12 protein-coding genes, 1 tRNA gene and 2 pseudogenes are annotated in these 13,191 nt (G+C 39.3%); 5 read left to right on the top strand and 10 right to left on the bottom strand.

Features of this window, described 5'->3' with window-relative positions; translation table 11 throughout:
- Window positions 1-170: 170 nt before the first annotated feature.
- The gene (locus tag EZY12_19890; protein ID QSX70747.1) at window positions 171-425 is read left to right on the top strand and encodes a hypothetical protein; all 255 of its coding nucleotides are present in this window, start codon (window positions 171-173) and stop codon (window positions 423-425) included.
- A 1,412-nt stretch (window positions 426-1,837) separates the two neighbouring features.
- On the top strand, window positions 1,838-2,452 hold the full coding sequence (locus EZY12_19885) for a (2Fe-2S) ferredoxin domain-containing protein (GenBank protein QSX66990.1): 615 nt from the start codon (window positions 1,838-1,840) through the stop codon (window positions 2,450-2,452).
- 66 nt (window positions 2,453-2,518) lie between these two features.
- Here the strand turns inward: EZY12_19885 and EZY12_19880 are convergent, their stop codons facing one another.
- Window positions 2,519-3,691 (bottom strand): ArsA family ATPase, encoded by a 1,173-nt coding sequence (locus tag EZY12_19880; protein ID QSX70746.1) that lies wholly within the window; start codon window positions 3,689-3,691, stop codon window positions 2,519-2,521.
- Window positions 3,692-3,734: 43 nt separating this feature from the next.
- Complete coding sequence (locus EZY12_19875) at window positions 3,735-4,127, bottom strand: DUF2358 domain-containing protein (protein ID QSX66989.1); 393 nt, start codon at window positions 4,125-4,127, stop codon at window positions 3,735-3,737.
- A 171-nt stretch (window positions 4,128-4,298) separates the two neighbouring features.
- Here EZY12_19875 and EZY12_19870 point away from each other — a divergent pair.
- Window positions 4,299-4,589, top strand: a pseudogene (locus EZY12_19870) (hypothetical protein).
- A gap of 81 nt (window positions 4,590-4,670) precedes the next feature.
- Window positions 4,671-4,985 carry a winged helix-turn-helix transcriptional regulator gene (locus tag EZY12_19865; protein ID QSX66988.1) on the top strand — a complete coding sequence of 105 codons (315 nt, stop codon included), beginning with the start codon at window positions 4,671-4,673 and terminating at the stop codon, window positions 4,983-4,985.
- 227 nt (window positions 4,986-5,212) lie between these two features.
- Here the strand turns inward: EZY12_19865 and EZY12_19860 are convergent.
- Together EZY12_19860 and EZY12_19855 are read right to left on the bottom strand one after the other, a co-directional pair.
- Window positions 5,213-5,289 (bottom strand) — tRNA-Met (locus EZY12_19860).
- Between the two features lie 60 nt (window positions 5,290-5,349).
- Window positions 5,350-6,303, bottom strand: a complete 954-nt coding sequence (locus EZY12_19855) for an asparaginase (GenBank protein QSX66987.1) — start codon at window positions 6,301-6,303, stop codon at window positions 5,350-5,352.
- On the opposite strand from EZY12_19855, the gene EZY12_19850 reads away from it, so the two are divergent.
- Window positions 6,302-6,445 (top strand): hypothetical protein, encoded by a 144-nt coding sequence (locus EZY12_19850; protein QSX66986.1) that lies wholly within the window; start codon window positions 6,302-6,304, stop codon window positions 6,443-6,445. The genes EZY12_19855 and EZY12_19850 overlap by 2 nt on opposite strands.
- 32 nt (window positions 6,446-6,477) lie before the next feature.
- Here the strand turns inward: EZY12_19850 and EZY12_19845 are convergent, their stop codons facing one another.
- The 6 genes and pseudogenes from EZY12_19845 to EZY12_19820 form a co-directional block, all read right to left on the bottom strand.
- On the bottom strand, window positions 6,478-6,978 hold the full coding sequence (locus EZY12_19845) for a CGLD27 family protein (protein QSX66985.1): 501 nt from the start codon (window positions 6,976-6,978) through the stop codon (window positions 6,478-6,480).
- 5 nt (window positions 6,979-6,983) lie between these two features.
- Window positions 6,984-7,421, bottom strand: a complete 438-nt coding sequence (rsfS, locus tag EZY12_19840) for a ribosome silencing factor (protein QSX66984.1) — start codon at window positions 7,419-7,421, stop codon at window positions 6,984-6,986.
- 513 nt (window positions 7,422-7,934) lie between these two features.
- Complete coding sequence (locus EZY12_19835) at window positions 7,935-8,984, bottom strand: anti-sigma factor antagonist (protein QSX66983.1); 1,050 nt, start codon at window positions 8,982-8,984, stop codon at window positions 7,935-7,937.
- 1,131 nt (window positions 8,985-10,115) lie between these two features.
- Window positions 10,116-10,757, bottom strand: a complete 642-nt coding sequence (locus tag EZY12_19830; protein QSX66982.1) for a DUF3318 domain-containing protein — start codon at window positions 10,755-10,757, stop codon at window positions 10,116-10,118.
- 183 nt (window positions 10,758-10,940) lie between these two features.
- A pseudogene (locus tag EZY12_19825) lies at window positions 10,941-12,516 on the bottom strand (reverse transcriptase N-terminal domain-containing protein).
- A 117-nt stretch (window positions 12,517-12,633) separates the two neighbouring features.
- Window positions 12,634-12,852, bottom strand: a complete 219-nt coding sequence (locus EZY12_19820) for a hypothetical protein (GenBank protein ID QSX66981.1) — start codon at window positions 12,850-12,852, stop codon at window positions 12,634-12,636.
- Window positions 12,853-13,191: the final 339 nt, after the last annotated feature.

Raw genomic sequence — 13,191 nt, 5'->3', positions numbered from 1 at the left:
GTGTGCATACCTATTGATAAAATAAAAATGAGATTTTTTCTCAAAATTAATGACAATCTTTGGCAGTTAGTGTATTCTAAATAAAGAAGCTAAACTTCGACTAAGTTGTAAATTTAGGCTGTAAGTTTCTAGTTTTACTGCAAATTTATGGCATTGTGAGGGCTATTCATTTGAATTCTTCTAGTACAGAAACAAATACAAGGCACGTTGTTGATATAAAATGGGAAGATCGTTGGCAGGTTTATCTACGCTTGCAAGAGTTAGATATTCCCTGTGTCTGTGAAACTAATCAGCCTTTGACAGTAGAAATAAATAATCCCACCGCAGCTATACAACTTTGGAGTGTGATTCAACAATTCACTGCTTCCCGTCAACACTTGATTGGGAATCTTGAAGATTGTTGGTGGAAAACGTCGGAACTGTGATTTTTTTGATTCTTGTGATTTTTGTGATGATGATTTTTTTACAAAAGAAGGGAACAGGGAACAGGGAACAGGGAACAGATAAGAAACAAAAGTTGCTGAGTTTAAAGCTCAGTCAAAAAGAAGATGTTTTTTAAGATGCGTAGCCCGAAAAAAAACAGTGTCATTATTTCAATCTCATGTTTTTAAACATGAGTTTTTCCTGTTCCCTGTTGCCCGTTCCCTGTTCCCTCTGAATTCTGACTCTTAACCATTATTTATAGTGAATGAGAAAACGTCGGAACTGTGATTTTTTTGATTCTTGTGATTTTTGTGATGATGATTTTTTTTACTTCTGAACTCTTAACCATTATTTATAGTGAATGAGAAAACGTCGGAACTGTGATTTTTTTGATTCTTGTGATTTTTGTGATGATGATTTTTTACTTCTGACTCTTAACCATTATTTATAGTGAAGGAGAAAACGTCGGAACTGTGATTTTTTTGATTCTTGTGATTTTTGTGATGATGATTTTTTTACTTCTGACTCTTAACCATTATTTATAGTGAAGGAGAAAACGTCGGAACTGTGATTTTTTTGATTCTTGTGATTTTTGTGATGATGATTTTTTTTACTTCTGACTCTTAACCATTATTTATAGTGAAGGAGAAAACGTCGGAACTGTGATTTTTTTGATTCTTGTGATTTTTGTGATGATGATTTTTTTACTTCTGACTCTTAACCATTATTTATAGTGAAGGAGAAAACGTCGGAACTGTGATTTTTTTGATTCTTGTGATTTTTGTGATGATGATTTTTTTACTTCTGACTCTTAACCATTATTTATAGTGAAGGAGAAAACGTCGGAACTGTGATTTTTTTGATTCTTGTGATTTTTGTGATGATGATTTTTTTTACTTCTGACTCTTAACCATTATTTATAGTGAATGAGAAAACGTCGGAACTGTGATTTTTTTGATTCTTGTGATTTTTGTGATGATGATTTTTTTTACTTCTGACTCTTAACCATTATTTATAGTGAATGAGAAAACGTCGGAACTGTGATTTTTTTGATTCTTGTGATTTTTGTGATGATGATTTTTTTTACTTCTGAACTCTTAACCATTATTTATAGTGAATGAGAAAACGTCGGAACTGTGATTTTTTTGATTCTTGTGATTTTTGTGATGATGATTTTTTTTACTTCTGATTCTTAACCATTATTTATAGTGAAGGAGAAAACGTCGGAACTGTGATTTTTTTGATTCTTGTGATTTTTGTGATTTTGATTTTTTTACTTCTGACTCTTAACCATTATTTATAGTGAAGGAGAAAACGTCGGAACTGTGATTTTTTTGATTCTTGTGATTTTTGTGATGATGATTTTTTTTACTTCTGATTCTTAACCATTATTTATAGTGAGCGAAGTTGAACCATGAGTATATCTACTAACGCAGCAGTAACGGAATTTTGTTTTGAAGGCAGATTTTTGGATTTTGTGATTAAGGATGGATATAAGCTAAAAGGGCTGTTATTAGGAACTTCTGAAGGTGAATGTTATATAAAATTAGCCAAACATTTACGGAGTGCTTTTGATTTGCGTTTACCCAAAGGTACTTGGCTGCAAGTTGTGGGAACAAAACAATACAACGCGAAAAAAGATCAGGTAACATTGGTAGCAGAACGAGTTATGGCTGCAAGTGCTGATATGGGGAAAGTTGCACCACAAAATCCAGCTACAACGAAACTAGCTAAAACACAAACAATTCTGGTTTGTCAAAAATCTGATTGTATGAAACGTGGTGGTAAAGCTTTGTGTCAAGCTTTGGAATCGGAGTTAAGAAACAGCAGTTTAGAAAATTCAGTTACTATTAAAGGAACTGGCTGTATGAAAAATTGTAAATCCGGTCCAAATTTAGTTATGCCAGATAAAACTCGTTATAGTAAAATTCAAGCCGAACAAGTTCCAGCTTTGATAGATAAGCATTTTTCCAGTGATAATGATAATTTGGATAGATGCACGATTGAATTGCAAACTCTCTATAAATAATAAAAAACTAATATGTTGGGTTTTCTTGCGTCAACCCAACTCATTTGGTTAGATAGAATTCACCTATTAAGCAAAGCGAATTTTCAGATAATCATCTTCCATTTTTGCTCCTGTTGGTTGCAGTGCAGCTAAAGCTTGCGGTAATACTAAATTACGGCGATGATTACCAATAGTAATGTTTAATTCATCTCCAGTTTTATTCAATTGAACTTGGCTTTTGGGAATATTGGGTAAATAGAGTTCTAAACTGTATTGGTTATTATCTTGGACAACTCTGAGAGTTGTTTCTTTATAATAAACTTGAGCGGGATCTTCATCTTTGTACAGAGTTTCTTTCAATCTTTCCAAAGCTGGTAAACCACATAGTTCTTCAGAGTATAGAGGTACTTCTTTCACTGGCAAAGGTAAGAAATTGTCATGAATTTGTTGACGGTATTCTTCTTGATTTTCCTTCCACCGTTGGAAAAATGGATCTGTAACTTCTGGGGGAATAATCCGGTTAGCAATAACTAAATCTGTAGCGACATTATACAAACTCAAATAGGCATGAGCGCGAAGAGATTCTTTAATTACCATCTTTTCGGGATTGGTAACTAACCGGACTGAAGTTTGAGTATTATCAGTTAAAACTTTTTCCAAAGCTTCAATTTGCTCATAAAACTCATAAGGTGCGTCCATTACCTCTTTATCTGGTAAAGAAAAACCAACAATAGGTTTGAAGAAAGGTTCTACAAGTGGTCTGAGGGCAACGGAAATATTTTGCAAAGGTTTGTAAAAACGACGCATATACCAACCGCCAACTTCAGGCAAACTTAACAGTCGTAATGCTGTACCAGTGGGGGCAGAGTCAATAATTAACACATCATATTCCCCCTCATCATAATGACGTTTCATTCTTACCAAGCCAAAAATTTCATCCATGCCTGGTAAAATTGCTAATTCTTCCGCTTGTATGCCGTCTAAACCTCTGGCTTGTAAAACTTGGGTAATGTAGCGTTTCACAGCCCCCCAATTACCTTCTAATTCTTGCAGTGCATCTAATTCTGCACCCCACAAATTAGGACGAACTAGACGGGCATCATGGCCTAATTCCACGTCAAAGCTATCTGCAAGGGAGTGGGCGGGGTCTGTACTTAAAACCAATGTCCGATAGCCCAGTTCTGCACAACGGAGTCCAGTGGCTGCGGCAACGGAGGTTTTACCCACGCCACCTTTCCCTGTCATTAAAATTACTCGCATCAATAATTCCTTACTGCCTGAAGTTTGTTTACATTTATTCACATTATGATGGTTTTTTCCCAGAAAAGAAATGCTGTTTGATCACATCTAAACGAGAACAGTGCCAATAATCAATGTGGGAGACAATTAAACCCTCAGCATTCAGACGTAATTCACTCCAACCAGAAACGGAAATGCGCGGTTTCCAGGGTAAGGGAGAATTCCAACTCATTGTCCATTCAGTTTTAATAATTTCTTCCTGAGATTGGATTTGATGTAAATCTAGTTTGAGGTTGAGAAAAACAGTTTGAATGAATTTAATCATCCATTTATAAAGTTCAATCCCTCGAAATTTGAAAACAGCATCTTGAAAATAAACATCATTTGCATAAATGCTGTAAGTTTGATTTAGAGGAAATCTTTGATAATCAGATTTAATGATTTCGATAATATCCATAGTCTTATTTCCTGGTAATCATTAACTTAAGTTTAAAACCATAAAATAGGTAAGGTGGTGGCAATAAAAGTAGAAGTTATGGCTCTTCAGTACATATAGCGGTATGCACTTAGATAAGATACAGTTATTAAATTACAAACCCTGTAGGGGCGGGGTTTCCCCGCCCTCTCGATTGTATTTGATCCGACCGTTAATATCCACCTATTAAACAATCTAGCATTTGCCTATCAAACCAAACCAGAGGATAAAATAGTAGCATGAATACCAGACAAACCAGAGGTAAAACGAGTCATTAGACAAGTAGTGAATACATTTTGGTTTATTCGGGAAATTATGGAATATTCATCTGATTGTATTGTAGTTGTACCAGAGAATGTGCGATCGCTCATCAAAGTAAAACTCATCAACCTTTGTCAAAATTATGATGTAAACATAGAAGCAAGTAACAAACAACTTGGATAATAAATCTCCAGCCAAAGGTTCTGCGTCATAATGAACACAAGTAAGTACCTATTACCCAAGTTGAATTTTTAATTTAAAATAATGCCAGTTGCTTCCCACATCTTAATTGCAGGGGGCTTTCATGCCCTATCAGATCCCATTAGAATCAGCGTTATAGAACTATTGCGTCAACGTGAACTGTGTGTATGTGATTTATGTGATGCTTTAGAAATAAGTCAGTCAAAACTTTCTTTTCATCTCAAAACTCTCAAAGAAGCGAACTTAGTAACTGCGCGTCAAGAAGGACGCTGGATTTATTACAGCTTAAATACTTCCCAATTTCAGATTTTAGAGAAATATCTAGCAGAATTTCGCCTGAATTCTCTACCTTTGTCTCCCCGTTCCTATTGTGATTAGAGAACTCCACAAAAAAATTATCCAATCTTGTGGGATGGGCATCTGGTCCCTCCTTGTATTATTAGGGGACTTTTCGGCCCGCACCACCAGAAATTTTGGGATATTTTTTTATTTAGAAGAATTAATTCTGATTTCTGACTGGGCGCAGGCCCTGCGCCCCTACATTCTGTTTTCATAAAATAAATCCCCATAACCTTGGAAGATTACAGGGACTTATTTTTTTTATTTGGTGGCGGGAAGTGGATTTGAACCACTGACCTTCGGGTTATGAGCCCGACGAGCTACCAGGCTGCTCTATCCCGCGTCGCTTTCGTCGCGTTTCTCTCGACTTCTTTAATATAGCGCGAAGTCAAAAGTTTGTCAACTATAAAAGCGATAATTCTCCAATTACTTCCAAACGCTTGTATTTCCCTAGGTTCATAAACTTCTCGGACAGGCTTTGGGCAATACTGGGAGTAATCCAACCCATTTGTTGGAGGACGTGAATAGCTACAGCATATTTAGCGCGTTTTGAGCCATCCATAACTTTAATAGCTAATCCCATACCTTCACCGAGTCGGCCAATGCACTGGACCCCTTCCGCCCCAGATTTACTCACCAACTCGCTAGGAGTTAGGCGCATCAATTCTGTATCAAATTCCCCGTCTCCAGCCACCATTGTCGGATGATGATTCATGGCGCGGACAATGCGTTCCATGTCCACATTATTACTGGAAGCCAGGATTGCATATAAAGAGGCCATTTGACTGAGTTGCATCAAATATGTAGGTGCGCCACAGTCATCATGAGCCGTGAGAAATTCTTCTGCGGGCATTCGCAGCAATTCTGCTACTTTGGTGATAATTAACTGTTGGAGTGGGTGTTTGCGATCCAAATAGTTAGTTAACGGCCAATGGCGTTGCTGACAAACTGCTAACATTCCCGCGTGTTTACCAGAGCAATTATATTCTAGAGGACTACGCTTGCCTTGAGGAATCGGGCATTGCAGAGAATTTATGTCAATATCTGCTCGCCACAGAATGTTAAATACCTGTCTCACCTGTTCCATGCTGGCTTTATGGGAACTGGTGATAATTGCTAAGTCTCTATCACTTAAACCATAGCGTTCTAATGTGCCTGTGCTAGTGACAGCCAGTGCTTGAAATGGTTTAAGGGCTGAACGGACAAATGCAGCAGTTTCAGCGCTACCAGCAACGGAAAGTACCCGTCCCCGGTCATCGCTAACTACAGCCTGGACTATATGCCGAGATTCGATAATGCCTTCACGCAGCAACCGGACTTCCAGTGCTGCGGCTTGAGTTCGTTTTCCCATTGTCATGGGTTTATATCTATTTTGTGAATTGTCAGTGGTCAGTGGTCAGTTGTCAGTGGTCAGTTGTCAGTTGTCAATTGTCAGTTGTCAGTTGTCAGTTGTCAGTTGTCAGTTGTCAGTTGTCAGTTGTCAGTTGTTTTACCAATGACTAATAACTAATGACTAATAACTAATGACTATTTATAAAAAATGCCACACTATAGTACCCATAAGATACATAAGAGCCAAGGCAGCAAAGGTAATTTGCAGGCGTTGGAAAATGGGTTTAATTTCGTAGGTAACAATTAAGCGATCGCGGCTGATGACTTCTTGGGGTTTTGTCCAAGTTTGTCCATCGTACCAACCAGATTCTTCATAAAATACGGTGGGATTGTAAAGGCGATCGCGCACATAGAACCAACCTAAATATAACCGCACCAATACCAGCACTACACTTACACTAGCAGCACCAGAGCCACAAATCAGAAAATTAAAAATCTGCTTTTGTGGAGGAAAGCTGGCCGCTGCTACCGGTCCGGCTATTAACCAGGACCAAGCCCAAATCCAAAAAATTTTCTTGGTGTAGTTGCCCCAGCTTAAGGTACTATCTCGAAATAGCCAGGCATTTTTTAATTCTTCGTACTCATTCAGCGGTTGTTGTTCTGTCGGAACTGGGCAATTCTCAAGGGAGGATCGCATCATATCGGTTAACCCTCAGTATCATCGGAGTTTGGTAGGGAAATACGTTCCGCGTGTCCCCAGAACGCTTCTAAATTATAAAACTCCCGTTCCCTTGGCATCATGATATGGACGATAACATCACCATAATCTTGGAGTACCCAAGTTCCGTCCGCTTTTCCTTCGGTTCTTAGGGGTCGTCGTTGCCACTCAATTTCAACTTGTCCTTCAATTGCATCAGCGATCGCTCTGACCTGTACCTTAGAATATCCGGTCATCATCACAAAGTAATCAGACAAGGAGGAAATTTCTGCCACGTTGAGCAAAATAATTTCTACGGCTTTGCGGTCTAAAGCCGCTTCGGCAACGGTGAGAGCCAAATTTTCACTTGTCTCTTCTGTGTCAGGTTTAAGTCTGGTAACAGGGCTTTTCGTCAATGGGAAATTTCTTTGAAAAGATTTAGTCATTCAACCTCGGATGCTTTTTTCATCGAACTAACTACTTATTCAACTTGCTTACAAATAACTGAACTGCAATTGTGTGAATAGGTTTTCTCTGAATAGTAACATATTCTACAGTTGATCACTTTATGAACAAAGGGAACAGGAAGCGGGGAACGAAAGCAAAAAATTAGCCACAAAGCAAAGTTTTCAGCCTCCCCCTAGTAAGCGAAAAAATTCTTATTTTTCAAAGAGAGTAGCAAAACCGCCTTTTATGGGCGGACTAGTAGCCTGTCAACAACTAATTGACGGGTTCATTCGCTGCCATATTGATGATTCCTTCTTCCTTCTTCCTTCTTCCTTCGTGTCCTTCGTTCCTTCGTGGTTCGTTTCTGATCCGTCAAAATTTATTTGACAGACTACTAGTTTCCTATTCCCTTGCATAAAAATAAGCCCAAGCCGATTTGTGACTTGGGTAAATTGAATAGATAAATTTGGTAAATTGAGTTTAGCCGTAGATAACCAAGGAACAGGAATTTATTAAACAGCCCCACTGTTTTTATTAAACAAAATGGTGATAGTTTTGAAAATTAACTTTAAATCGTAAACTAAAGTCCAATTTTGCTGATACTGCAAATCTAAACGAATCACATCTTCAAAACTCCGAACTGTAGAGCGTCCATTAACCTGCCATTCACCAGTCATACCAGGTTTAACATCAAAACGTTGCCATTCTGGTACTTCGTAGCGTTCTACCTCATCAGGTGTAGGTGGACGAGTCCCGACTAAACTCATTTCCCCTTTGAGAACATTCCAAAATTGAGGTAGTTCATCGAGACTGGTACGGCGTAAAAATTTACCTACTTTAGTAATTCTAGGGTCATTATCATTTTTAAAGAAAGCTCCTTCCACTTGATTTTTGATTTGGGATTTTCTAGCTTCGGCATCTACACACATAGACCGAAATTTCCAAATAGCAAACCGCTTACCCATCCAACCACAACGGGTTTGCTTAAAGAAAATCGGACCAGGATTGTCAATTTGAATGGTAATTGCGATGGGAATAAACAAAATAAATGTAATTACTAATCCAACTAATGCTCCAACAATATCAATGGCCCGTTTCATCCAAGATGCCACGGAATTATGAGTTTGAGGAAGTGGATCTCCTTTTCGAGAATTATTTTTTCCTGAGTCTGTAAAGTTATCCGTTGCGATTAGTGTGAGGTTGTGGAGTGACTCAATGGGAAACACCTGATCTAATCCCGTCAGATTTAAAACTGCCATGACTTGGGGAGTAACATGACGCAGTGTTACCTTAATTCCCAATTCTCTCGAATTTTTAAAATTACTCACTAGAGAACCTAAACCACTACTATCCATAAAAGTAGTATTTTGGAAATCAATTAAAATTTGCTTAGGTGGTGAATCCGCTTGAATTAAGTTTTGGCAAGTTTGCTTAAAACTGACGGCTTCAAGCACAGTTAACCTCACTGGTACTTGTAAGATTACTACATCTTCCGAGTAAGTAACGGGAAAATCTACTGGTATGGTTTGGCTACTCATAAAACTCTGAACTTTAGTTGCCATCTACAATCTAATTTGCTAAACGTTATTTTGTCTTAGAAAAACAATTAACCTGATCTTTAATTTTGAAGTTCATGCAACTCCTGTGCAATTATCTATATTACTAGAATGGATTGCCATAAAAAACTTACCTTTGTCCACGATAACATTAGCTTAACTTGAGAATATCCTCTGCTTCATGCACAATTTTTAGCAGCATTTTTGCCAGCAATAATATCGCTGATTAATCGGCAATTTTACTAAGAAACTGCCGGATATCAGATAGAACAGTTAGAAATAATTATCTCCTATCTAAACTCCGTAGGTATGAATTTAAAATTTCCCAGTATGAGCGATAAAACCCATTGAGAAGAAGGTAAAAAATTCCTATAACTAGCCTCTAACACTAAGTTAGAGGTATTTGTAAAAATAATTGTCTTCCAAAGTACAGTTGTTAAGAAGTTATAATTGGCAGTCTTATTAGTTGCGGAGGTAAGTAAGGATATTCCGGTATTTTTGCGACCTATAACTCCCAATTTTATAAAATATTGAATCAGAGATAGAACTTAAAAAGTTTTCATGAGCAAAAGAACAAAGTTTGATAAAGTTTTAATATTTGGTTAAGTATATGAATTTTTATTGAAGAAGGAGTCACCGAGTCAGTAGTCACCGAGTCAGAATCAATCAGTCGAGGATTCAGACCTGCGACTGATTAAAGACCACCAAATCTGCGATTTGGTGGGGGTGCAAAAACGCCGGTTATTCATCCGCCACTCGCACAGAATACCCAACTGAATTCTGACTCTGTGACTCCTGAATTCTGTTTGATAAATTTTTTCTGAATACAAAAGTTCAATGGGTAGATATTTTTGATGTTTTGATTCCTGCTATATCTTTATGGGTTAGGTATTGCCCATTGGTGTCAACTTAACCTAAAACCTTTATCTGGCAAGGAACCCAAGTTTTTCTTGTTCCCATACTCTGTATGGGAATGAATTTTAGAAGGCTCTGCCTTCAATGAATAATGAGGCAGAGCCTCTATGATGGCATTCCCATACAGAGTATGGGAACGAAATAGGATAAGTAGGGGCGTATTGCAATACGCCCTTAATTTGACACCTATGGGCAATACCCAACCCACTAACTGTCAAGATTTTACAGTCCAGAGTCCTCATTCCTAGATTTAGTTTTGGCTTTGTTGGCACTCCGTTTGAGAGCAGAAAGTCTAGCTTCATATCGAGAACGCTGACCTTTACTAGGAGTGTTTTCAACTAAGGTTTTTAAGGCACTACCAAGACTTTTATAGGCGTTGGGTAAACTATATCCGAAACGGGTTGCTAGAGCGATCGCTTTTTCGTCAGCATCTAGCAATTCTTTAACCTGTTTGCCCCCATTATTTTTTTGATATAATCGCCAACCGGACACGCCACAGAGTGCCATAGCTAATACTAGCAATAATCCATCTTGTACCCATAATTCACCTACAGCACCACCTAAACCAATGGCCAGTGCTGCCATTTCCCAACCATCTTTAGGAATAGTGTCATTTTGAACGCGAGCAACCTCATGCCAAAACAGCAAATTCCGCTGGTCCATTGCCAGAGCGTCCCATTTCACCAAGTCAATTTGAATTTCTACTTGGTCTTTACCAATTTCTTCGCAACGAATCAAAGATGGATTAACCTCCGTTGTGCCTTCAACTGTTACCCAACTTTGTAATTCTGGGGGTAATAAGCTTTTTAACCGTCGGAGTTCACTCATTTCTGCTTTAGCAGAGGAGGTTGCATAGGATGTCATAAAAATCCGGCCCTAAAAAATTTCTGTATATGATCAGGTTATCACTTTGCAGTGTAGCGATTTCAGTAGTGATCCGCTTTATTCATCAGCAAAACTAGGTAGAGTCGAAGGCGGGTATTATCCCGCGCTCCTCTCTGTTAAATCTGGGCGTGCGACTTTCACCGCACCCAGCTTCCGATGTTCTTAACTTTCGCTTTTGCTCATGTGAATATAATCGTGGCAGATGAAAGTGAATGGCTAGAAGGTTTTTAGTTTTCCGGTTTTGGTGGTTTCCATCTATATGATGTAAATGTACCTTCTCGTCACTAAGCAATTTCAGTCCACAATGACCACATTTATGGTTTTGCCGTTTGAGGGCTTTAGAGGTATCGTTGTTATAGAGCTTGCTGTTACGTTCGCTCCAATAACTTAAATCTCCGTCGTAGGGTGATTTCTCACCTTTGACCATGATATGTTTGTTTTCGGAGTAAGGAACTGAGGGGAACGCTTTATCTAGTAATTTCTTGCTAGAGTAGCGGTTTTGCTTAGTTTCCTTGTTGAATACCCTAAATGCTCTGTTTTCGATGTGGAATAACGAGTTTCTTGACCCGTCCATCTTGCAGAAGCGGTGGTAATTCCTCCAACCTCTAACTACAGGGGCTAATTTCTCAGCCTTTGTGGTAGAACCATAATTCGAGTTGTTGACGATGTGTTTTACTTTCTTGCGAAAAGTTTTAAAGTTGTCCGCTGATGGAACGCCTCTAAACTTCCCGTTTTTCTGGACTTTGAAGTGCCAGCCGAGGAAATCAAACCCATCTGTCGCGGCGGTTAGCTTTGTCTTTTTTTCACTGACTTTCATTCCCCGCTCTGCTAGGAACTGACTGATTTTGTCAAGTATTTCTATTGCATCGTCTTGAGGTCTGAGTATTATTACCATGTCATCCGCATAACGGATAGATGGTTCAATAATATGTTCCTTGGGGGTTTTGTCTGTGATTCGTTTTTTAGAGTCCACGTGGTATCTATGAATACTTTCAATCCCATTTAAGGCGATGTTAGCTAACAGTGGACTTACCACACCCCCTTGTGGTGTTCCCTGTTCGGGAAACTCTGGATTAACTCCGGCTTTGAGACATCGGAATATTCCCTGTCTTATGCTATAAGGAGCGATGAGTCTGTCCATTATGGCGGTGTGGTTTATCCTGTCGAAGCATTTTTCGATATCGAGTTCTATAACTCGTTTCTCTATTCCGTTGGCATTGGAGCTTAGATTACTGAACAGGATTTTTTGTGCGTCATGCGCTGAACGACCTGTTCTAAACCCGTAACTCTTGGCGTGGAAGGTTGCCTCATGCGCTGGTTCTAATGCGTATTTGACGAGGCATTGATAAGCCCTGTCTGCAATAGTAGGGATTTTCAACATCCTGGTAGTACCATCCTTTTTGGGGATGGGTATTTCTCTTAACCCCTGGTGTTTCCAGTTGCTAACGGATGCTTTTAGCAGTTCATTAAGCTCAAAGCGTTCCTTAAAGGTAAGGGACTTTTTGCCATCAATTCCTGCGGTCTTCTTCCCAGCGTTTAGCTGTGATACTTGACGGATTGCCAGTAATCTTGCTGCGGTTGATTTCAGAATCAGCTTTTGTAGGGACTTTGCTTTGCGCTTGTCACCAACTTGAACCGCTTTATACACTCGTTTTTGTAGGCGGAATAGGTTGCGGCGGAATTTCTTCCAGGGCAACGTCTTCCAAGGTTCACTAGAGTTATCTCTGTGTCCAACCATGCTCTGCTCCATTTTGTGTATTCTGAACACCTCAGACCAATTACGGTCTGTCCTACCCGAATTGAAGGGATTCCGCTGCTCGTCCAGCCTACTTAGGGTTCGACCGCCCTTAGACCCTCAACCCGTTTTTATTCGTTCCCTCGGTTGATTGATAGTTCCGTTAGGTGTAGCCATTTCAACCACTGGAATCCCTGGACTCTTACCGTTATTGCGGAGAAATGCGGCGGGAATTAACTCCAGTGAAGTCAGGATTTTGATGTTGTGTCCTGCTTGAAAATAGGTCGCTTTTCTAGGCTCTGTTTCACCGTGGGAACTCCCCGTTAACGCCAGTGTCATCCCACAACGGATGTCTGATTGCGTCCTGTTCCTAGCTTCGACCTCCCGAAACCGAGTCGGGTCATCGTAGGCAGATAGGGAGTCATACCTGAGTCTGGTAGATGGGACTTGCACCCATATCAGACCGAGAGTTCAACCTTCCTCTATTGCTAGATTGGGTTGGTTAGCTTATGTACGGACTGGATACCGTGATTCAGCTAACAACGAATCGCACCCCCGCTTTTTCCGCGCTTCCATAGCTTTTTCTAGGAGTTCTAATAATCCAGGAGCTTGTTCTTGAATACTCAATAATAGTCTTTCTCCTAAGTCTAGATTTCCCGGATCTTGGTAGAGTCGAAG

Origin of the sequence: Dolichospermum sp. DET69 (genome assembly GCA_017355425.1) — a bacterium.
Taxonomy (GTDB): Bacteria; Cyanobacteriota; Cyanobacteriia; order Cyanobacteriales; family Nostocaceae; genus Dolichospermum.
The sequence above is the reverse complement of the archived record's forward strand: the minus strand, read 5'-3'. Positions and strand labels throughout refer to the sequence as shown.

Bases quoted from the DNA above. Each gene is read 5' to 3' on its own strand.
- EZY12_19880 (QSX70746.1), bottom strand. From the start codon at position 3,691: ATGCGAGTAATTTTAATGACAGGGAAAGGTGGCGTGGGTAAAACCTCC.
- EZY12_19845 (QSX66985.1), bottom strand. From the start codon at position 6,978: ATGATGCGATCCTCCCTTGAGAATTGCCCAGTTCCGACAGAACAACAA.
- EZY12_19885 (QSX66990.1), top strand. From the start codon at position 1,838: ATGAGTATATCTACTAACGCAGCAGTAACGGAATTTTGTTTTGAAGGC.
- EZY12_19830 (QSX66982.1), bottom strand. From the start codon at position 10,757: ATGACATCCTATGCAACCTCCTCTGCTAAAGCAGAAATGAGTGAACTC.
- EZY12_19820 (QSX66981.1), bottom strand. From the start codon at position 12,852: ATGACACTGGCGTTAACGGGGAGTTCCCACGGTGAAACAGAGCCTAGA.
- EZY12_19835 (QSX66983.1), bottom strand. From the start codon at position 8,984: ATGGCAACTAAAGTTCAGAGTTTTATGAGTAGCCAAACCATACCAGTA.
- EZY12_19865 (QSX66988.1), top strand. From the start codon at position 4,671: ATGCCAGTTGCTTCCCACATCTTAATTGCAGGGGGCTTTCATGCCCTA.
- rsfS (QSX66984.1), bottom strand. From the start codon at position 7,421: ATGACTAAATCTTTTCAAAGAAATTTCCCATTGACGAAAAGCCCTGTT.
- EZY12_19855 (QSX66987.1), bottom strand. From the start codon at position 6,303: ATGACAATGGGAAAACGAACTCAAGCCGCAGCACTGGAAGTCCGGTTG.
- EZY12_19850 (QSX66986.1), top strand. From the start codon at position 6,302: ATGGGTTTATATCTATTTTGTGAATTGTCAGTGGTCAGTGGTCAGTTG.
- EZY12_19875 (QSX66989.1), bottom strand. From the start codon at position 4,127: ATGGATATTATCGAAATCATTAAATCTGATTATCAAAGATTTCCTCTA.